General features: G+C 50.5%; 20 protein-coding genes. 7 read left to right on the forward strand and 13 right to left on the reverse strand.

All coding sequences use genetic code 11. The features are described from left to right. The first annotated feature begins 175 nt into the window (after window positions 1-175). Complete coding sequence (locus K7P76_RS05480; protein WP_232184138.1) at window positions 176-847, forward strand: class D sortase; 672 nt, start codon at window positions 176-178, stop codon at window positions 845-847. A 17-nt stretch (window positions 848-864) separates the two neighbouring features. Continuing rightward, on the forward strand, window positions 865-6,336 hold the full coding sequence (locus tag K7P76_RS05485; RefSeq protein WP_232184139.1) for an SdrD B-like domain-containing protein: 5,472 nt from the start codon (window positions 865-867) through the stop codon (window positions 6,334-6,336). Between the two features lie 73 nt (window positions 6,337-6,409). On the opposite strand, the gene K7P76_RS05490 is transcribed toward K7P76_RS05485, so the two are convergent. From K7P76_RS05490 to ald, 5 genes are all read right to left on the reverse strand, one after another. After that, on the reverse strand, window positions 6,410-7,237 hold the full coding sequence (locus K7P76_RS05490) for a purine-nucleoside phosphorylase (RefSeq protein ID WP_232184140.1): 828 nt from the start codon (window positions 7,235-7,237) through the stop codon (window positions 6,410-6,412). A 21-nt stretch (window positions 7,238-7,258) separates the two neighbouring features. Then, window positions 7,259-8,434 (reverse strand): phosphopentomutase, encoded by a 1,176-nt coding sequence (locus K7P76_RS05495; protein WP_232184471.1) that lies wholly within the window; start codon window positions 8,432-8,434, stop codon window positions 7,259-7,261. Window positions 8,435-8,454: 20 nt separating this feature from the next. Further along, complete coding sequence (xerD, locus tag K7P76_RS05500) at window positions 8,455-9,351, reverse strand: site-specific tyrosine recombinase XerD (protein ID WP_232184141.1); 897 nt, start codon at window positions 9,349-9,351, stop codon at window positions 8,455-8,457. Window positions 9,352-9,479: 128 nt separating this feature from the next. Continuing rightward, complete coding sequence (locus K7P76_RS05505) at window positions 9,480-9,713, reverse strand: DUF4227 family protein (protein ID WP_232184142.1); 234 nt, start codon at window positions 9,711-9,713, stop codon at window positions 9,480-9,482. Between the two features lie 57 nt (window positions 9,714-9,770). Continuing rightward, window positions 9,771-10,901, reverse strand: coding sequence for an alanine dehydrogenase (gene ald / locus K7P76_RS05510; protein ID WP_232184143.1), 1,131 nt, complete (start codon window positions 10,899-10,901; stop codon window positions 9,771-9,773). A gap of 157 nt (window positions 10,902-11,058) precedes the next feature. Between ald and K7P76_RS05515 the strand changes: the two genes are divergently transcribed. After that, the gene (locus K7P76_RS05515) at window positions 11,059-12,207 is read left to right on the forward strand and encodes a S8 family peptidase (protein ID WP_232184144.1); all 1,149 of its coding nucleotides are present in this window, start codon (window positions 11,059-11,061) and stop codon (window positions 12,205-12,207) included. A gap of 231 nt (window positions 12,208-12,438) precedes the next feature. Further along, the gene (locus K7P76_RS05520; RefSeq protein WP_232184145.1) at window positions 12,439-13,551 is read left to right on the forward strand and encodes a response regulator; all 1,113 of its coding nucleotides are present in this window, start codon (window positions 12,439-12,441) and stop codon (window positions 13,549-13,551) included. A gap of 72 nt (window positions 13,552-13,623) precedes the next feature. On the opposite strand, the gene K7P76_RS05525 is transcribed toward K7P76_RS05520, so the two are convergent. Then, a complete protein-coding gene (locus K7P76_RS05525; RefSeq protein ID WP_232184146.1) occupies window positions 13,624-14,088 on the reverse strand; it encodes a glutathione peroxidase in 465 nt (154 codons plus the stop codon). A gap of 30 nt (window positions 14,089-14,118) precedes the next feature. Then, window positions 14,119-14,571, reverse strand: a complete 453-nt coding sequence (locus K7P76_RS05530) for a MarR family winged helix-turn-helix transcriptional regulator (protein WP_232184147.1) — start codon at window positions 14,569-14,571, stop codon at window positions 14,119-14,121. Window positions 14,572-14,759: 188 nt separating this feature from the next. On the opposite strand from K7P76_RS05530, the gene K7P76_RS05535 reads away from it, so the two are divergent. Continuing rightward, window positions 14,760-15,245, forward strand: a complete 486-nt coding sequence (locus K7P76_RS05535; RefSeq protein WP_232184148.1) for a glutathione peroxidase — start codon at window positions 14,760-14,762, stop codon at window positions 15,243-15,245. A 78-nt stretch (window positions 15,246-15,323) separates the two neighbouring features. Here K7P76_RS05535 and fur read toward each other — a convergent pair whose 3' ends face one another. The 4 genes from fur to K7P76_RS05555 form a co-directional block, all read right to left on the reverse strand. Next, complete coding sequence (gene fur / locus K7P76_RS05540; RefSeq protein ID WP_232184149.1) at window positions 15,324-15,788, reverse strand: ferric iron uptake transcriptional regulator; 465 nt, start codon at window positions 15,786-15,788, stop codon at window positions 15,324-15,326. A 73-nt stretch (window positions 15,789-15,861) separates the two neighbouring features. Then, window positions 15,862-16,521: a stage II sporulation protein M gene (spoIIM, locus tag K7P76_RS05545; RefSeq protein WP_232184150.1), complete on the reverse strand. Its 660-nt coding sequence runs from the start codon at window positions 16,519-16,521 to the stop codon at window positions 15,862-15,864. A gap of 68 nt (window positions 16,522-16,589) precedes the next feature. Then, window positions 16,590-17,786: an endonuclease Q family protein gene (locus K7P76_RS05550; protein WP_373692340.1), complete on the reverse strand. Its 1,197-nt coding sequence runs from the start codon at window positions 17,784-17,786 to the stop codon at window positions 16,590-16,592. A 2-nt stretch (window positions 17,787-17,788) separates the two neighbouring features. After that, window positions 17,789-18,358 (reverse strand): NUDIX domain-containing protein, encoded by a 570-nt coding sequence (locus tag K7P76_RS05555; protein ID WP_232184152.1) that lies wholly within the window; start codon window positions 18,356-18,358, stop codon window positions 17,789-17,791. A gap of 121 nt (window positions 18,359-18,479) precedes the next feature. On the opposite strand from K7P76_RS05555, the gene mciZ reads away from it, so the two are divergent. After that, the gene (mciZ, locus tag K7P76_RS05560) at window positions 18,480-18,629 is read left to right on the forward strand and encodes a Z-ring formation inhibitor MciZ (protein WP_309244737.1); all 150 of its coding nucleotides are present in this window, start codon (window positions 18,480-18,482) and stop codon (window positions 18,627-18,629) included. A gap of 88 nt (window positions 18,630-18,717) precedes the next feature. Here mciZ and K7P76_RS05565 read toward each other — a convergent pair whose 3' ends face one another. Beyond that, window positions 18,718-19,851: a M20/M25/M40 family metallo-hydrolase gene (locus K7P76_RS05565; protein WP_232184154.1), complete on the reverse strand. Its 1,134-nt coding sequence runs from the start codon at window positions 19,849-19,851 to the stop codon at window positions 18,718-18,720. A gap of 72 nt (window positions 19,852-19,923) precedes the next feature. Here K7P76_RS05565 and prli42 point away from each other — a divergent pair, with 72 nt between their 5' ends. After that, on the forward strand, window positions 19,924-20,019 hold the full coding sequence (gene prli42 / locus K7P76_RS33620) for a stressosome-associated protein Prli42 (RefSeq protein ID WP_373692333.1): 96 nt from the start codon (window positions 19,924-19,926) through the stop codon (window positions 20,017-20,019). On the opposite strand, the gene lipB is transcribed toward prli42, so the two are convergent. Beyond that, window positions 19,991-20,683, reverse strand: a complete 693-nt coding sequence (gene lipB / locus K7P76_RS05570) for a lipoyl(octanoyl) transferase LipB (RefSeq protein ID WP_232184155.1) — start codon at window positions 20,681-20,683, stop codon at window positions 19,991-19,993. The genes prli42 and lipB overlap by 29 nt on opposite strands. Window positions 20,684-20,712 lie beyond the last annotated feature (29 nt).

Here is a 20,712-nt window from a genome sequence, read left to right on the forward strand (position 1 = left end):
AATCTTCAATCAACTTTATTGTATTACATTTGAACCTTCTTCAATAGAGTTTTTTTCTAATTGGGCGGTTTTCCCCATCGCCTAGGTACATCGGTCTACTTTTCAAAAATTGTATAGTTCTATTGATTATCATAAGTGGGATGATTCCGAGTATTTCGACAAGAGGAGCGTGTAAATGCGGATTAAAGCAAAAAGAAAAAAAACGGTGGCAAGCCGTATCACGGGCATTGCGTTATGGCTCATGCTGTTCACCGGAATAGCGCTAATCGTATACCCGCGAATTGATTCCCAGATTCAACAACATAAGCAAGACGTCCTCCTCGCACAATGGGATCAAGAAATCCGATCACAGTCGCCGCCATCAAAAACACCAAATGAGCCGCCGGAAAACACCATCCGCCCCGCTTCCATAAAGCTTCCCCAATGGAACCAAGTAGATGGCTTTCAACTGCTAGGTTCACTGAGCATTGAGGCGATCGATCTGAAGGAGCCCATCGTTCGAGGCGCAGATGCGGAATCTCTAAAACATGGTGCAGGCTCGGTAGTGGAGAATCGAATGCCCGGACAAGCAGGCAACTTCGTCCTTGCCGGGCACCGGAGTTGGACTTTCGGCCGGCATTTCAACCGACTGGCTGAACTGAAGCCCGGCGACGCCATCGACATCGATACCTCAGCAGGTCCTTACCGCTACACCGTGACCGAAATCACGCTCGTCACTCCCGATGACCTGACCGTATTGAACAACAATGGCGCCGAAGCGGATTTAACCCTCATCACCTGTCACCCTAAGCGCAACCCGACCCACCGTTTAATTGTAAAAGCCAAGCTCCAACAACAATCGAACTAGATAGGAGAAATGCTGCAATGAAAATTTTGAAATCATTATTTGTAATCCTGTTAGCTGTAACCCTCATGTGGAATAATTCGTGGCTTCCTAAGCCTACCGCAAACGCGGATCCTGCTGATCCCTTGACTGTCGTGCTAGGAACTAGCGTGACTACCGTCGCTACCGGAGCGACATTCACTTATACTATTAACTACTCGTACCCAACACTTATTGGCAGTCCGATTCCTGCAGAAATCAAACTGCCATTGCCTCAATATGTTGAATTAGCAGGCGGTTTGCCAACTAGCAGCGTTGCGGCATTAAGCCTTGACAATTCCGACCCTGCTCATCCTTTCGTTTCGATCGTATTTAACGGAACCGGCGTAGCTCCCGGCGCTTCGGGTCAGTTCAACATCAACGTCCGATTCAAAAACTATGAAACGCCAGACGGAACAATCGCAACCGCCGTGTGCGAACATACGGTCAACGGCGATCCACTAACGGTTTATACTTCCTTACCGGTTAACGTGACCGCCCAAGCTTCCTCCGATTGGGAAGTCATTAAACAGAAGATCCGCCCTATTCCCCAACCGATTAAGGGCGACGAAGTCGAATATGAGATCACGATTAGGGATAAGGCTACATCCTCAAATGGTCGACTTGATATTTCCGGTGTCGTTGTGACGGATACGCTTCCTCCTGGCGCAACACTCGTATCCGCGGATACACCTCCAAACAGCGTCAGAGATATTACAGATCCGACGAAAGTTGTCTGGACATTCCTTAATCCTGGCGATCCAGGTTATGTTCCCGTAAGAGGAAGCGTCAAGATGAAAATCAAGCTGCTATTCCCGCCTAGCTTTGTCGGTCCGGATGCCACCAACACGGCTGACCTGCTTTACACACCTGTAGGACAGGCTCAGAAAACCGCAACTCATTCGGTGACCGTTACTTTTGCATCCGGACCGCAAGATAATGGCTCCGGCTTAAATAAAAACCATATTCAGTCGAATAGTGAAGTTTCTCCTGGTCAGACGGTCACTTTCAATATTGGGGGCTTTGACAACAACGCCAACCAAGCCTTGGCAGCGGGAGCCACCATCCGAGATATGACCCCTGTTCAGACGAACCAAGGAGACGTTATCAACTTCTTGCTGGAAGAAATCAAAACGGCAACCTTTGCAGGAATTGCCGATTACGAGGTATGGTATACCGAACTGGAGAATCCGGGCCCCCTGAATTGGGTCAAATGGGGAGCCAATGTGCCAGCTGGAACAAGCACGACTTTAACGGTAGCTTCTCTTGGAGGAGCGGTTGTCAAGGGAATCGAATACCGCTTTCCTACTACGCTTCCAATCAATTTTATCCAGACTCGTAACTTCGACATGACTTACCGGGTAGATAGCAGCTTCAATCCGGGAACATTTAGAAAAACATTAACCAATAAAGCCGTTTTGAACTACACGTTTAATGGCATTGCCCACTCTCCTGTTCAACCTGCTTCTACAATAGCAATCGTTGGCAACCGGCCGATTATTTCATTGGTGAAAACTCGCCCGGGATCGGAAGCAAACCGTAAGCCAGGCGAGACGATAACCTATACGATTAAAGCGTCAAATGTCGGTCATAGTACCGCAGCTCTATATAACCCGTTTATAACGGATAGTTTGCCGAATGAACTGGAATACGGCGACGGAGATTCAGCCACTCTCGTAGATTGGCAGCTCGTACATGCGCCGGGAGGATTTGCCGCTCCAACGTTTACCCTTGTCGACTCTTTGGATCCGCTAAATCCGACGGGGAAAACTTTGCTGAAATGGGAGTGGAGCAACTCGCTTCCTATCGGCGAAAACGTTGAAATCAAGTTCACCGCTCGGGTTAAACCGGGGACGCCAATAACGAACAACGTCCAGAATCTCGTTACCCTTCAAGCAGGTGATGGCACTTATCTCAACGATACGAACTTCAACAATGCCGGTTGCCCGGGTTGTACAGCTCCAGGAGGCATCTGGACAATCGGTCAAGGCGTTAATATCAACGTCGTAGAATCCGTGGATTTGCTATCCGTCATGTGGGTTAAAGGCGAATTGGATGCCGCTTGGAAAAAGATGGGACATACGATTCCGGGTGGAGCGGCCAATTATAAGCTGGAAATCTCCAATGTCGGCAATGTCAACATGGACAGACTCGTTATCGTTAACAAGCTACCTTTGATTGGAGATACAGGGGTCGTTTCGTCCGGCACGAGAGGAAGTCAATGGGGTCCGATTCTAACCAGTCCGGTGACGGTCCCTGCTGCAATTAGCAATGAAGTAACGGTGCTGTATTCCACGGATGGGAACGTTAAGATGGACAATCTGACCGGCGCGATCACGGGTACTTTCTCGTCTACGCCTCCATCGGATTTGACAAGCGTTACCGCCATCCAGTTGAAGTTCGCTCCAAGCTTCGTATTCTTGCCTTCAAGCACATTCGAATTGGAATGGACGATGCGAGCACCCGTAGGAGCTCCGACGGGCGGAGAAATCGCATATAATTCATTTGGTTATCAAGTTTCGAAAGTCGGCGCTTCCACGTCGTTGCTGCCAGCCGAACCGAATAAAGTAGGTATCGACATCGCTCCGGACAATAAAGGTTCGATCGGCAACTATGTTTGGCTTGATCGAAACGAGAACGGGGTCCAAGACGTCGGCGAGCTTGGCGTAAACGGCATGACCGTTGAATTGTACGATGCCGGAACAAATACTAAGTTAGCAGGAACGTTAACGGGTAACGATCAAAACGGCCAACCTGGCTATTATCTTTTCCCTAATTTAGATCCTGGTACTTATTACGTTAAGTTCGTAACTAGCCCGCAATACCAAAAACTGACTAGCAACTTGCAAGGGGGAAATACGGCTAAAGATTCCAATGCTGATCCTATTACCGGAAAAACCGCTAACATTCCTATCATCGCGACCGAAACAATTGATACGATTGATGCCGGTCTCTTGCCGGCAGCCTTAGGAGATTACGTATGGGATGATAAAAATAATGATGGCATTCAAGATGTTGGGGAACCGGGAGTTAGCGGCGTAACCGTTCATCTGCGCGATATGAATGGAGTAGATATAACTACTACGACTACTAACGCCACCGGGTTTTATGAGTTTAAGCAATTGCTTCCAGGAGTTTATTCCGTTAAATTCGATCTTCCAACGCCAACAGCTTCGTTGAGCTACATGTTCGCAAAGCAGAACGCAGCGGGCAGCACAACCGCTAACGATTCCAATGCGAACATCACAGACGGAACGACTGTTAACGTAACTTTAGTTCCCGGGGAGACGAACAGTTCGATCGACACCGGATTGGTAAGGTTGGCTTCCATCGGCAACTTCGTTTGGATGGATCGGAACTTAGACGGCAAACAGGATCCGAGTGAGCTTGGCGTGAACAATGTGACCGTAACCTTGTACGATGGGGCTGGCGTTCAAGTTGGCGTTCCTACTGTAACCGCACCACTCAGTGGAGTCGACGGATTCTATCAGTTCAACAACCTTGTTCCCGGCGATTATAAAGTGAAATTCACTCTTCCGGCAGGTTACATTTTTACGACAAACAATTCTTCTGCACTTGGAATTACCACACTTAACGATTCCAACGCGGACCCTGCAGTAGGCGTTAATCAGGGTTTTACGGCTGTTACCACTCTCGATCCGGACGAGCATGATAACAGTTTCGACGCTGGACTTATCAAACTGGTCAAGCTCGGAGATACCTTATGGGTTGATACCGGAGTAATCGGTCACCAAGAAGGAGAACCCGTTCTGCCCGTACAAAACGGAATCGTCGTCCATCTTCTCGACGAGAATGGCGATCCGATTCAGAACTCGGGTGTAGATGTTACGACTACGACTGACGCTCTCGGCAAATATGTGTTTAACGATCTATTGCCAGGAAAATACCGCGTTAAATTTGATTTGCCTGCAGGCTATTTATTCACAAGAAAACTCTTAACAGGCACAGGTGTAACGACGGCAACAGATTCGAACGTCGATAGTAATGGATTAACTGACGTTATTACCCTCGTCGCAGGCGAAGACGATCTTACAATCGATGCCGGCATCGTACTCCCTGCTGCTCTTGGGGACTATGTATGGAACGATAATAACAGCAACGGAGTACAAGAAGCGGGAGAAACCGGTAGAAACGGTGTAACCGTTGAATTGTACAACGACAGCAATGCGCTTGTTGGAACAACGACGACAGCCGCTAATAGCGGAAACGATGGGTATTACTCGTTTACTAACTTAATTCCCGGCAGCTACAAGGTTAAATTCATTGCGCCCAGTGGATACATGTTCAGCGCTAAAAATTCCGGCAGCGATGTAACGAAAGATTCCGATGCATTCGCTTCAGGTTTTACCGATACGGTCACATTAACGCCAGGACAGAATAATATCGATATTGACGCAGGAGTCCATGTCATACCTGCAAGTCCTGTTATACCTACAGCGTCTCTTGGTAATTATGTGTGGGTCGACAGCAATGGCAACGGCATTCAAGATACGGGTGAAAAGGGGCTGGATGGAGTTACAGTCGAGCTTTACGATAGCTCAAATACCCGAATCGATCTCACCATCACATCAGGCAACGGATCCTATTTATTCCAAAATCTAAATGCAGGCAATTATACTGTAAAATTTATTTTACCTTCCGGCTACCGATTCTCGCCATCATTGTCAGGAACGAACCGTGCGGTTGATTCCAATGCATCGGATGATGGTAGAACAGCGCAAGTTAAACTTATGCCTGGAGACAATAACATGACGATCGATGCGGGTGTTGTTCCTCTTACAACATCACTCGGCGATTACGTCTGGATCGACAAAAACAAAAACGGAATTCAAGATGCTTCCGAGGTCGGCCAGAATGGAATTACAGTAACATTGTATAACGAAGCAGGGGTGCAGATTGCTACCACCCTAACAGATAACGGAAGCGATGGAAAACCCGGATATTATGAATTCAAAGATTTAATACCGGGCAAATACTCCGTGAAATTCGACCTCCCGGTAGGTTATGTGTTCACGAAGAAGCAAGCTGGGAGTTCCGTCGCGGTGGATTCTAACGCTGACGCGAACGGCTCTACGGAACTGATCGTGCTACAACCTGGTGAACGCAATCTAACGGTGGATGCCGGCTTATACCTCGACGTGAAGCCCGATCCGGACAAAGAACCGAATAAACCCGGAGATAAGGGGAACTCTGGCACCGGCAATGGCAGTACTCCTGGCAAAGGCGGCGTACCTGGTAAAGACAAGCCTAAGGGCGGCGGTAAATCCGGAACTACCGGAGGAAAAGACTCCTCGGGTAAAGGTTCCAACAACGGCAAAGACGGTAAAAGCGCCCTTCCTAAAACAGGCGAGCAAATGCCCGTTCTACCGATTGTCGGTTATGCCCTAATCTCGGCGGCAATCCTTCTACTTTCCGTTCGTTGGATTGTAAGGAAGAAACAAATGAAATCGTAATAAGGCTTAACAACGAAAAACCTTCAATTCCACCTCGGCGGAATTGAAGGTTTTTCGTTGTTTCGGCGTTAGGTTACATTTTCGGAATAACCGTAAGTACGAGCGATAAGAATTGTTCTTTCACCAGTTCCGTCGTCTCCATGACTTCCGCGTGGGAAAGGGGTTGATCCAGAATACCCGCTGCCATGTTGCTGATGCAAGAAATTCCGAGCACCTCTATGCCCGAATGTCTCGCTACGATGACCTCGGATACCGTCGACATACCGACCGCGTCCACGCCAAGCGTACGGAGCATGCGAATTTCGGCCGGAGTCTCGTAATTGGGTCCGAGCAATCCGACGTAGACGCCTTCCTGAATGGAGAATCCCAGATCCGCAGCCGTTTCCTTGGCTATCGTGCGCAGCCTGCGGCTATACGCTTCGGACATATCCGGGAAACGAACGCCTAAAGCGTTATCGTTCGGCCCGATTAGAGGATTACGACCGGTCAGATTGATATGGTCGGAGATAAGCATCAAGTTACCGGGTTTGTAATCGAGATTGACGCCGCCAGCAGCGTTCGTTACGAGCAACGTCGTTACGCCGAGCGCCTTCATGACGCGAACCGGCAAAGCCGTCCGCTCAGGCTCATACCCTTCGTACATATGGAACCGTCCGCGCATGAGCACCACGCTGCGACCTTGCAGTTTTCCAATCAATAACTCCCCGGCGTGGCCTTCCACCGTCGACACCGGGAAATGGGGAATATCTTCATACGGAATCGTTACCGCATCCTCCAATTCGTCTCCCAGTACTCCAAGCCCGGAACCAAGAATAAGACCGATTTCCGGCCGTACGTCCGTGGTAGATCGAATAAATGCCGCTGCCTCGTCAATAATCGCTTTCGAAGATACAAATGCCATGCGTACCTCTCCTCTATCCCTCTATTTAAGTAACTTCAGAAAACTTTTCCCGTGTGTCGCAAAATCAACGCCAAAGTTATCGGCGATTGTAGCGGCGAGATCCGCAAAGCTTACCCTATCCTCGATACCGCCAGCTCCGGTCAGACCGGGACTCCAAGCGAGCAAAGGCACATACTCTCGAGTATGATCGGTGCCCGGGTGAATCGGGTCGTTGCCATGATCGGCGGTAATAATCAGCAGGTCCTCGTCACCCAATGCGTCCATCAGTTCGGGAAGCGACCGGTCGAATTCCTCCAACGCCCGGCCGTAACCTTCCGGATCGCGCCTATGGCCGTAAAGGGAATCGAAGTCGACCAGATTCGTAAACACGAGCCCATGGAAACCAGACTGCATCTCCTTTAACGTAACCGCTAGGCCATCCGCATTGCTCTTCGTCGAAGTCGTCCGAGTGATCCCTTCCCCGCTGAAAATATCATTGATCTTCCCGACGGCGACCACATCTAGACCCTTTGCCTTTAAGGCATTCAGCAAAGTCGGCTGCGGAGGCTTAACGGCATAGTCATGACGATTCGATGTACGTTTGAACGCGCCGGGCTGTCCAAGATAAGGCCGGGCGATCACTCTGCCCACGGAAAACTTCTCTTTCATCGTCAGCCTGCGCGCGATACGGCAAGCGTTATAGAGCTCCTCCAGCGGAATGACGTCCTCATGCGCGGCTAATTGAAATACGCTGTCCGCCGACGTGTAGACGATCCAAGCCCCGCTTTTCATCTGCTCCTCTCCGAGCTCGTCCAATATTTCCGTACCGGAAGCGGGCTTGTTGCCGATGACGGCTCTGCCCGTCTGTTCTTCGAACTCCCTCAGCAGCTCAGCGGGAAATCCGTCCGGGAAAGTCCGAAACGGCGTATCGATCCGCAAGCCCATCAGCTCCCAATGGCCTGTCATCGTGTCCTTCCCGACGGATACCTCAGCCATTTTTCCATGATAGCCGACTGGTAAAGACTCCGGCTCCCAATCGGCGAGCGGCGCGATATTGCCGAGCCCCAACCGCCGTAAATTAGGTAAAGCAAGCCCTTGAACCTTCTGGGCGATATGTCCCAGCGTGTGCGAGCCCTTGTCGCCGTATTGTTCCGCATCCGGCAGTTCGCCGATGCCTACGCTATCTAACACGATAACCGTTATCCGTTGATAAGCCATCATTATGGTCCCTTCTGTGATCAAGTTTTGGCTCTAGGGTGACTGCGCTCGTACACCTCTTTGATCTTAAGCTTCGCAGAGGACTGATACATCTGAGTCGTAGAGGGATCCGCATGTCCTAGCATTTCCTGTACCGCGCGAATATCCGCCCCGTTGTCGAGCAGGTGCGTCGCGAAGGAATGACGCATCGTATGCGGGGTAATATCCAAACCTAACTTAAATGCGTATTTCTTCATCATTTTCCAGAACCCCTGACGGGTTAACCTCGTGCCCAGATGATTCACGAACAGCGCTTCATCGGATTTGTCCTCGTTGATTAGCCGCGGACGGGCTTCCTCCAAGTACTTCGATACCCAAGCCGTTCCATGGGAGCCGACCGGAACCATTCGTTCCCGCCCCCCTGTTCCCAAGCATAGCAAAAATCCCATGTCCAGTCGAACGTGTCCGACATCGAGCGAGATAAGCTCCGTCACACGCAATCCGGTTGCATACAGCAGCTCAAGCATGGCTCGATCCCTTAATCCCATATCGGTGCTTGTATCCGGGAGCTCGAGCAGTTTGTCCATATCGACCGAGGCGATCGAACGAGGAGATTTTTTGTCCGCCTTCGGCGATTCCAACTGCAGGGCAGGATTGTAGTCCAACGCTCTGCGAATCGTCAAAAATTTGCAAAAGGAACGAATCGATACGATTCGGCGAGTGATCGTTGCCGCCCGCCGCCCTTCCTTACGCATCTCGTTCAAATAAGAAGTTAGATGATGAGCTCGAAGGTCGTTTGCTCCGCTTACTTGATTAGATTCCAAATACGTCACGAAGTCGGACAAGTCGCTGAAATAACTTTGCTCGGTGTTGCGCGTTACCCCGCGTTCTTCTACCATATAGGAAAGATAAGACCGCAGCCAGCTTCTGATTTCCATTGCATACCTTCCTTATTAACGCGGCTTCTGATAATTCTCGGACATGTTCTGTATTCCACACGAAAGTCGAAATATCCTTCCCGATTCCACTGCCTCAAGCTTACCTTCGTCCGACTGTATCCCTCTCTTCATTCCCCCAGCCAATAAAACAACCGCAGCCGGTCGCCGGGTGACCCGGCAGGGTCGTTGCCTTCTCCGGCATGGAATACTTTAGACGCACGCCCCTCCGGCACTTTATAGGGATCTACCGGTCGCAGCCAGCTATGAAACCATCCGAACACCCCATGCACGAGCACCGTCAACGCAAGAAACAGGAGCGTGAATTGCAGACGCTCCCACCATTTGTCCAAAGGCTGTTTCATCCTTGTTCTCCCCTTCTTGTCCGGCCTGTTCTACACCGTATGAGAAAGGAAGCCAAATCATTCTAAATCCAATCCCCATAAGCTTTCCAGAGGTGAATACGGCAATCCGACGGCTGCTGCCACCTGCGGGTGCGTGATGGCTCCCCGATAAGCATTGACGCCGAGCGCAAGCATGGAGTTGGTATTTACCGTGTTATGAAAACCTTTGGACGCCAGTTGCAAAATATAATCGATTGTCACGTTCGTTAGCGCCAGCGTCGAAGTCCTCGGAACCGCACCAGGCATATTGGCAACCGCGTAATGAATGACCCCGTATTTCTCGTAGATCGGATTCTCATGAGTAGTGGCGCGATCAATGGTAGCGATCGATCCGCCCTGATCGACGGCGACGTCCACGATGACGGCTCCCTTCTTCATCGTCTTAACCATTTCTTCCGTCACAAGGCGCGGAGCGCGGGCACCCGGGACGAGAACGGCGCCGATCAGCAGGTCGGCTTTGCGCACCGCATTCGCGATATTATGCGGGTTGCTCATCAGCGTGCGAAGTCGCCCTTGAAATACATCGTCCAAATAACGCATGCGGTCGCCGCTTTTCTCGAGGACGACGACCTCTGCCCCAAGTCCAAGAGCCATTTTCGCCGCGTTCGTCCCCACGATGCCCCCGCCAATAATGATGACCTCCGCAGGCGGAACGCCGGGCACGCCTCCAAGCAGCACGCCTCTGCCTCCTTGAAAAGCCTCCAAATATTTGGCTCCCTCCTGGACCGACATCCGTCCTGCCACTTCGCTCATGGGCGTAAGCAGCGGCAAGCTGCCGTTAGGCGCTTGAATCGTCTCGTATGCGATTGCCGTAACCTGCTTATCCATCAGAGCTTGCGCGAGCTCAGGCGCCGCGGCTAGATGCAAATACGTAAACAAAATTTGCCCGTTACGAAAATGAACGAATTCCACCTGCAGCGGCTCCTTCACCTTAACGATCATATCAGCGGTCGCCCACACCTCGGCTGCATCTGCTACTAACCGCGCGCCAGCCGCTGAATACTCATCATCGGCGAATCCGCTGCCTTCGCCTGCACCATGCTGGACAACAACCTCTTGGCCTTGTTTGACGATCATACCGCAGCCAGCAGGCGTTAGGGCAACGCGGTATTCTTGTTTTTTGATTTCCTTAGGCAATCCTACGATCATAATAAATTCCTCCCGCCGCTTTCCGGCTCATCTATCGTCATTACAGTATCCCTAGCAAACAAAAATATGTGTCTCAAGATCCACACATGCACCTAATACCCGATTTCTCCATATTTTACAACAGAATACGGCCAAGACCCGCCCAGGAGGACACTTCATGAAAGCTTTGGCTAGACAGCTGTGCGACTCGGCTAAACGCAAGCCCTCCTTGCGCACGGAACGAAGGAACATCGTGCTTCATCGCAAAGAAGATTATCGCCGCTGTCTGAAGCAACTGTCCATTGCCGGAATCAAACCGGTAAAAGTCGTCGATTCGCTGAATTTCATTTGTTATCATGCCGATCGAGCCAGCAATTGGAAACAGCTGCACGGCCATCCGCGCGTTGCTTACGTCGAGAAGGATCTTAAGGTGAAATCCCACGTTATCGGGCATTCCGCAGTCAAAACCGCGGTCAATAAAGCCCGGATCCCCTGGAATGTAAGCCGGGTGCGCGCTCCTGAAGCTTGGAAAACAGCAAATTTCGGAAGCGGCATTAAGGTGGCTATCGTCGATACGGGCATCGCCCGCCATCCGGATTTAAGGATTGCCGGAGGCGTCAATACGCTGGACGGCAAATCCTTCGCGGATGACAATGGCCACGGCACCCATGTCGCGGGTATTACAGCCGCAACGGGAAGTCGAAGAATTTACGGGGTCGCCCCGAAAGTCAAGCTATATGCCGTCAAAGTGCTCGATGCGACAGGCACCGGCTTTATCTCCGATATCGTCGAAGGGATCGATTGGTGTTTGGCGCGCGGTATCAAGATCATGAATATGAGCTTTGGCCTAAGCGGTGACAGCCAATTGTTAAGGGATGCCGTCCGCAAGGCAAGAAGCCAAGGCGCCGTAATGATCGCCTCGGCAGGCAACAGCGGCACAATGTTGAAACGGATCGATGCGCCTGCGCGTTATCCAGAGACGATCGCGGTCGCTGCTACGACCCGAGGCAATCGCGTCGCCTACTTCTCCAGCCGTGGCCGCGGCGTCGACATCGCTGCGCCTGGAGTCCATATTTTATCCACATGGCTTGGAGGAACTTACCGCAGTGAGTCCGGGACATCGATGTCTTCGCCCCATGTAACCGGCGCTGCCGCGCTCCTGCGCCGAATCAATCCAAGACTAAGCGCTTCGGAAGTGAGCCAGAGGCTCAAGAAAGCAGCCCTAAAAATTACCGGCGGCAGTAACGCTGTTGGCAGAGGATTGCTGCAAATTGCCCCGGCTGCTCGGCTGCTAAGCGGTAAAGCTCGCGTCAAACATCGACATTAAGCTTTATCAAGTTGCCTTTTTTATTGTTTTCCAACCTTATTTTGGCTTATGATCAAATCATTGATTATCCAATAGGGGAGCCAAGCAGTCGCATATTCATTTGAACAATTCTATTCTTGTCATAGTCGATCACTTAGCGCTGCTTGGGGAAAACAAGCCGAGGGAACGCTCACAATATCGATTACATATGCCGATGGAGAATTATAAAGTTATGGTTGGAGGGAAAACCGGATGCGAGCGATTTTAGTGGATGATGAAGGATTGGCATTACGAGATTTAGAGAGACAACTGACCAAGATCGGCGGCATGGAAATTGTCGGTACCTTCTCGTGGGCCCGCGAGGCACTCGAGCAAATTACGAGATTAAAGCCCGATGTTGTGTTCCTAGATATCGACATGCCGGAAATATCGGGTTTGGAAGCTGCCGAACAGCTGCAAATCATAGATGCGACCATAGATATCGTATTCGTGACCGCATATGAGGAATATGCCATAAAAGCATTCGATCACGCAGCGTTGGATTATGTGTTAAAACCTATTCATTCAGAGCGATTGAGCCGCACGGTCCGAAGATTACAGCAGCATAAGCCTCACCTTGCCAAACAAACGATAAAACCCGTAATCGCAACTGTCCGTTGCTTCAGTAGATTACAAATTGAATATGGCAAATCCGAGCCATTCTCTTGGAGAACGGTCCGTTCGCAAGAATTGTTCGCCTACATGGTGTACAAGAGAAATCAACCGGTGCGCAAAGACATTTTGCTTGAGCTGTTCTGGCCGGATACGGATTACAAAAAAGCGTTCACGCAGCTGTACACGACGATCTATCAAATCCGTAAATCTCTCGAAATGGCCGAATTGAACATCCGGTTGACCAATAGCGGAACCGATTATTACCTCGACTTGGGCAACAATCATTATGACATTAACGATTGGGAAGAATCCAGACGCGAGTTGCCCGAATTAAAGCCGGAAACCGCACATCTTCATCTCCAATGGCTTGAAGCTTATACGGGCGATTACTTGTCTGAGCACGATTACATATGGGCTGAGAACGAAAGACAGCGGCTGCGCGACATATGGTATAACCATGCTCTGGCTGTCAGCCTAGTATGGAAGGAAGCCGGCTACCGCAAGGAAGCTCTTCAAGTGTACGACCTTATGGAGCGAAAACTCCCTTTCCTGGAAGAGATTTATTTTCTGGTCATGCAATGTCATGCCGAGGCTGGCAATCTATTTCTAGTGAACAAGAAGTACGAACAACTATGCATGATGCTCCAAGAAGAATTCGGTATCCCGCCTTCTCTTCCCGTCCAGCAATGGATTGCGGATTTAAACAAATAAGAGGCTGTCCCCCGGTCGATTTCGACCTTACGGGGCAGCCCCTTTATTTTTATCCAACCCGAATCATCACCGTTAAACTAGCAACTGTTCAATGTCCGGTCCGATTTCGAGCGGCGTAATCGATGAATCGTATTGCTTGACGACTTGCCCCTTGCGATCTACGAGAAATTTCGTGAAATTCCACTTGATCTCCCCGCCCGTCTGCTCCGTCAAATATTGAAATATTGGGTCCGCGTCAGGACCTTTAACGTCAACTTTCTCGAACAGCGGGAAAGTTACGCCGAAATTCAAGCTGCAGAACGCTTCAACTTCCGTTGCGGTACCCGGCTCCTGCCCCCCGAACTGGTTGCAAGGAAATCCGAGCACGACAAGCCCCTTATCCCCATAAGTCTCGTGCAGTTTCTGGAGATCCGTATATTGCGGCGTAAACCCGCATTCGCTAGCCGTGTTAACGAAGAGCAGCACCTTATCTTTATACACACTCAAATCCACGGCTTCACCGTTTGGCTTATGGGTCGAGAACTCATAGATTGACATTGTATTTTCCTCCTAATAGTCCTGATAGTTCTAATTGTTATCGCCTTGAATGTGTTGAACCTTCTCTAACATATCCGTTATTTGTTTGCGAAAGGCTTCCGCTTCCTCTGGAGATAAGCCTGCTTGGCAAAATAACCTTTCAGGGATGTCGATGGCCTTATCTTTTAAACGTATGCCCTGTTCGGTCAATTGAATGATTACGCTGCGTTCATCCTGCTTATCCCTTGAGCGGGTAAGAAGCCCCATTGCCTCAAGCTTCTTTAACAAGGGAGTTAACGTTCCGGAATCTAAATAAAGCCTGTGGCCCAACTGCTTCACCGTAACTTGGTCCTGTTCCCACAGAGCGAGCATCGTCACGTATTGCGTGTAAGTAAGGCCAAGCTCCTTCAAGAGAGGATGGTAAAGCTTCGTAATTTCCCTGGCGCACGCGTAAACCGCAAAGCACAGCTGATTGTCCAGCTTTAATACCGAGTCGGTATTCATTCGCGCCTCCTTAGTCTCGTTCCATCGGCGAGGAATTAATTGCATGCAATTTAATCGCCTTAACTATACCATCTGATAATCGTGCTGTCAAAGCCTTGACTTCGACAAATTGGTTGTATACAATTTAATTTATAGCGAGGATTCCATTGAACAGTTTTTATCATCTATTTGCATGGGAGGCGTTAACGATGTCTTTATACGACATTCAAGTAAAATCTATACGCGGCGAATCGAAGGACCTTTCCGACTACCGCGGTAAAGTCATGCTTATCGTAAATACGGCCAGCAAATGCGGCTTCACTCCCCAATACAAAGGCTTGCAGCGGTTACATGAAACGTATGGCGGTCAAGGCTTGGCCGTACTCGGATTCCCCAGCAACCAGTTCGCCAATCAGGAACCCGACGACGAGGCTACGATAGCCCAGCAATGCGAACTCAATCATGGCGTAACATTCCCTCTTCATGCGAAGATCGACGTGAAGGGCAGAGGTATTCATCCTTTGTATAAACACCTTACCAAGGAAGCGCCAGGATTTCTCGGATTGAAAAGCATCAAATGGAATTTCACGAAGTTTCTCATCGATCAGAACGGACGGGTAGTTAAGCGCTTCTCTCCGACAGATACGCCCGACAAAATCGAGAGCCAAATCCAGAAGCTGCTGAATCGGAAATAAATGGATGAACAACGAATATGCCAAATAGAGGCTACCCCGTAGATTACCTGGGGATAGCCTCTATCTCATTCGTATATTTTATTCGTTGTCCGATTCTGGCGGTTTCTCCGGTTGGCATTTCGCGCATATCCCTTGGAAGTCTAGGCGATGGTCAAGTACCGTGAATCGGTATTCCAGCTCTAGTCTTTCCTCTAACGGTACAAGCCAATCCTCCATGATCTCCGACATGGAACCGCATTTCACGCAAATGAGATGATGATGGTGGTGTTTGTTGTTGTCCGTACGCAGATCGTAACGGGCAACGCCATCTCCGAAGTTCATTTTCTCGACGACGTGCATCTCGCTTAGCAACTCAAGCGTCCGGTACACGGTCGCTAGACCGATTTCGGGAGCCTTGTCCCTGACAAGCATGAACACGTCTTCCGCGCTAAGATGATCTTCTTCGTTCTCGAGGAGCACCCGAACCGTAGCTTCCCTTTGCGGGGTCAGTTTGTAGCCCTGAGATTGCAATTGCTGTTTGATTTTTTCAATGCGGGCTTCCATAGTTTCCCCCTCCGGTCGCTGGTGCACTTCCCTTCATTATAGGATGAGCTTATTCGATAAGTCAAACCTTGTATCAGAATTTAGAAGATAGAGAAGAAATTTCTGCGGACGCGACAGACGGTGTTATTCGCTCTAACAATAGCGGAGACAGGTACGCTTCATATAAGGAAGCTAAGCATAACATGACTAGCATAACCAGCGTTACGGCCGTGTGGGCCAGAAATGGCGGCAACAGCTGTCCTTTGCGCCTGAACAATCGCTCTCTCACGACAAAATAAGCGAACCTTGCGGCCGACACGCTCGCGATCATGAGCGCAGGTATGACGAGCGCATTCTGGGGCGCCGTCGCGACTAGGAAGAAGAATACACCCTTCCAGGCAAGCTGTTGGGCCAGCAATGCGACTGCGAAGCCAATTAACACACCCTTCAGGAAATCGAGCGCAAGCACGAACGGCAGCCCGATGACGGACAAACCTAACAACCAAATCAGAAACAACCACTTCCCGTAAAACCAGAAGCTATCCCAGAATGTCGCCGCATGAGAAAAATTTTGTGAGTCTTTAACGGTAGTCATGTAGACCCCGATTTCATCCGCCAGCTCCTGCTGCTGCTCTAAAGTCAGAGCGTTCACGAGCAACGCCCCGAATATCGCTCCGACGATAATGAGAACACCCATGAAGACGTACAAATTCAGATTATCGCGAGCCGACAAATTCCATAACCGAAAGTTCACGGGGGCTTCCTCCTTGTCCACAAATCACGGTATACCTCGTGCCTATGTGTATGTTGGACAAGTCGACTTTATGATTGGCTCATGCTCCCGTAACTTCCTCCGCTGCCCGGCGTAAAGACGGCTTTCCCCTCTCTTACGCCGATGATCAGATCCGCCGTTTTGTCCCCTATAACGGCAGCCAGCCGTTCCCGTGGTATTCGATGCAAAACCTCCATCTCCGTACCGACTTCCGTGAACAAACGCTCGCGTTTGGCAGGACCGACTCCGGGAAAAAAAGACAGCGGCACTTGCGCGCGATAAGGAGGACGGTTAGCGGGCTGCATCGATTGTTCGCGATCGGCAAGTCGTTGGATGCGCCCGGACACGCCGCGGATTAGTTTGGAATTGCCGCAAAATGGACACTCTCCTGAAAACTCGTTCGCTTGCGGAATCGCCTTTTTGCATCGGTTGCAATAAGTCGTATGATATTTCCCGAGCTCTGGATGGAGCCCGTAATTCGCAATGATTTTACGCCCGAATTGCCCCTTCAATGCTCTGTTCAATTCATCGAAAGACGGCTCCGCCAGCAACAGCTCATTGCACTCGCGGCCAATCATGCCCGTTGAATGGGCATCGGAATTCGTCAGAAACGGATACCGGTCCAATTCGGACAAGTAACCGGCCATTTCGGAATCCGCGCTCAGCCCAAGTTCGATCGCCGCGATCCCATCCGGATCAAGCCGATCGGCTAGCCTGTCCGCCGAACATCCCAGCAATCCCCGATGCGGCGTGAACACATGCGCGGGAACGAGAAGACCTCCTCTTGCCAGCAGTTCCGCCTGCAATTCCCTCGCCGAGACCCGGATGCGTTGCGAGCTCAAAGCAATATTCGTCACCTTTGGCTTCATCCAAGAAGTCCATTCCTGCATCGCTTGCAAGCTCGGCAAATAGACGAGCAAGTGAAAGGGCCCTCCGCTCTCCTCCTTAACCTCCATCTCCGCGCCAAGCACGATCGTCGTATTCCGGTAACGTATGCCGCCGCCCGCTATTTCCTCCATCTCGCCCGAATGCAGACTGTTTAAGATGTCGGTTTGAACGGACGGGGAATGGCAATCGATAATTCCGATGAGTTCAATGCCTTTGCGCATGGAGGCTTCCTTCGCGATATTCACGAAAGTTAAGTTTTTGCTGCCGCTTATCTTGATAGGCTGTCCATCCTGGCTGCGGCCGATATGTACATGCAAGTCCGCATAATAGGGCTGTAGCTTTAATTCGGAGGCAATCATGGTCAGAACGAGCCCGTTAGCGTCCGCATGCGCCAAGCGTAGACGGCTAGCAACGTTTTTGCATCGCATATTCGCCCTTCCCGGATGTATTGCTGCGCCTGTTCCAACGTGATTGCTTCACAGGTCAGAAACTCCTCATCATCCAGATGTACCTCGCCCTTCTCCAGATCGTCGGTGAAATACAAATGAACGATTTCTTCCGCGAAGCCCGGCGACGTGGAGAACGACTGCAAATGAACGATACTCCGCGCCCGATACCCCGTCTCTTCTTCCAGTTCCCTTAGCGCTGCCGCTTCCGGTTCTTCTCCGGCATCAAGCTTGCCTGCGGGAATTTCCACCTGCACCTTTTCCAGCGGCTTGCGGAACTGCTCTACGACCAGCATTTTATCGTCTAAGAGCGCGACGACGGCAACGGCTCCCGGGTGACGCACGATTTCTCTTGTCGCTGTTTCCCCGTTGGGAAGACGCACCGTATCGACTTGCAGCGAGATCATTCTTCCTTGGAAAATCGGTTTCGTTTCCAGCGTTTCTTCATAGAAAGGATGTTGCGGCTGCTTTATTTTATCGCTCATATAATGGCCTCCATACATGAAATCAAGTTTACGCGCATAGTCTCAACATATAGTCTTGTCCGATCGATTGCAAGCGCGGGCAGACAAAGTTGTTTTTATCCAGAGGAGGTTCATAACCATGTTGAAAAAATATGCCACGCCGCAGAAGCTCCATTTGGTCGGCAAAGCTTGGGAAATCCGCCACGCCTTACGTCAGGAGAAGAAGCTTCGGGGCGGGAATACCCCCTTAATTGAATTGCTTTCCACTGTGAGCCGCAAGTCCGGTACCTGAACCGTTCACAGCCCAAAAACCAGCAATCCCTTATCGGGAATCTGCTGGTTCTTTGCCATAATCTCGCATCAATCTTCGATTGGAACGATTACCCTCGTTTTAACGTCTCAGACACAATTGAAAGCACCAGATCCGTTGTTTTCACGAGATCATCCGCTTTAATCTGCTCGTTGGTCGTATGGATATGCTCGTAGCCTACCGCAAGATTAACGGTAGGTACGCCATTACCGTTAAACATATTCGCATCGCTGCCGCCGCCGGATGAGAAGGTGTGCGGCTTTAGCCCGATCGCTTCGATGGCCGCTTTGGCCACCTTTACGACCTCGTCGTCATCCCCATAGGAATAAGCAGGGTATATCGTAGTCGTAACGAATTCGAATTCGGCGCCGTATTCCTTGGCCGCGCTTTCGACAGCTTCGCGCATGGAATCGATCTGACGATCCATCTTCTCTTGGACTTGACTGCGGGCTTCGGCGAAAATCTTGATCGTATCGGTGACGATGTTCACTTCGCCGCCGCCTTCGAAACGGCCGATGTTAGCGGTCGTCTCGCTGTCGATCCGGCCGAGCTTCATGCGTGAAACCGCTTTGGAAGCGACCTGGATGGCGCTGATTCCGTCTTCCGGATTAACGCCGGCATGAGCGGCTTTGCCGCGTATCGTTATGTATTGCCGGGAGTTGGTCGGCGCAGCGACCGCGATGTCTCCGATCGCGCCGTTGGAATCGAGCGCATAGCCGAATTTAGCGCGGAGTCGCGAGCCATCCATTGACCGAGAGCCGAGCAAGCCCGATTCTTCTCCGACGGTAATGACGAATTGGATGGCTCCGTGCGGCAAGCCTTGCTCCGTAAGGACGCGAAGGGCTTCGAACATCGCGCTTAAGCCAGCTTTGTCATCGGCGCCAAGTATCGTCGTCCCGTCGCTGCGGATATAGCCGTCCGCATCCAAACGCGGCTTGATCCCCTTACCCGGGGATACGGTATCCATGTGGGAAGTGAAAAGAATAGCCGGTACATGTTCCTGTCCAGTTGAAGCAGGAAGCCACGCGAACAAATTTCCCGCTCCGTGTCCGATTTTGCCCGCTACGTCATCCTCTGTCACTTCAAGTCCCAAAGCTTCGAATTTCCGCGTAAGCACTTTGCTGATTTCCGTTTCGTATTTCGTCTCGCTGTCTATCTTTACCAGTTCCATAAATTCTGCCAATAATCGTTCTTTTTGTACCATGATCTTTCCTCCTGACGATGCTTTCGTTACAATAGAAGAGTAGACAAGCTCATTTTGAAAGGATGTTTATCGATGAACAACCGTTGGTTTAAGATCGTTATTTACGTAACCTTATTGGTATTACTCGTCTCTACGCTGCTTATGAGCTTAGGGTCTCTGCTGCAATAGGTATGGAGTAACCGAACACCTCGGTAAAGTAAGGAACGATTCGTCTTCCGATTTCTTCGACGTTTATTTCCGAACCCGTAAGCGTCTCGATCGAAGTGACGCCGTACTCATCGATACCGCATGGTATGATGCCTTGGAATCCTTCTTGCTCCACGTCTTTCTTAACGTTCAGAGCGAACCCGTGACTCGTGACGAATCCTCGCCGGGTGCGGGCTTTATTGAATTTAACGCCGATTGCGGCGATTTTCAAGTCCCCGACCCAAACGCCCGTATATTCCTGTTTTCTTCCGCCTACGATTCCGAAATCCGCCAGCAACTTAATAATCGCTTCTTCAAGCTTCCTTAGGTATGCATGAAGATCCAATCCGACTGCGTCCAAATACAAGAGCGGGTAACCTACCAACTGCCCGGGGCCGTGATACGTGATGTCGCCGCCCCGGTCGATTTCATAAAGCGCGATTCCTCGGCGGGCCAATTCCTCTTTCCCGTACAGCAGATGCTCGGGGTGGCGATCCGAACCGATCGTATAAGTCGGCGTATGTTCCAACAGTAACAGCGTATCGTTGCGTTCTTCGCGATCAATTTCTTGGATAAGCTTCTTCTGCAGGTCCCATGCTTCTCCATAATCCAACCGGGACAACCAATCCGTATGTAGAAAGTTCACCGCGCACCTCCTTGCTTTCGAGCTCTCCG

Origin of the sequence: Cohnella silvisoli (genome assembly GCF_021190915.1) — a bacterium.
Lineage (GTDB): Bacteria > Bacillota > Bacilli > Paenibacillales > Paenibacillaceae > Cohnella > Cohnella silvisoli.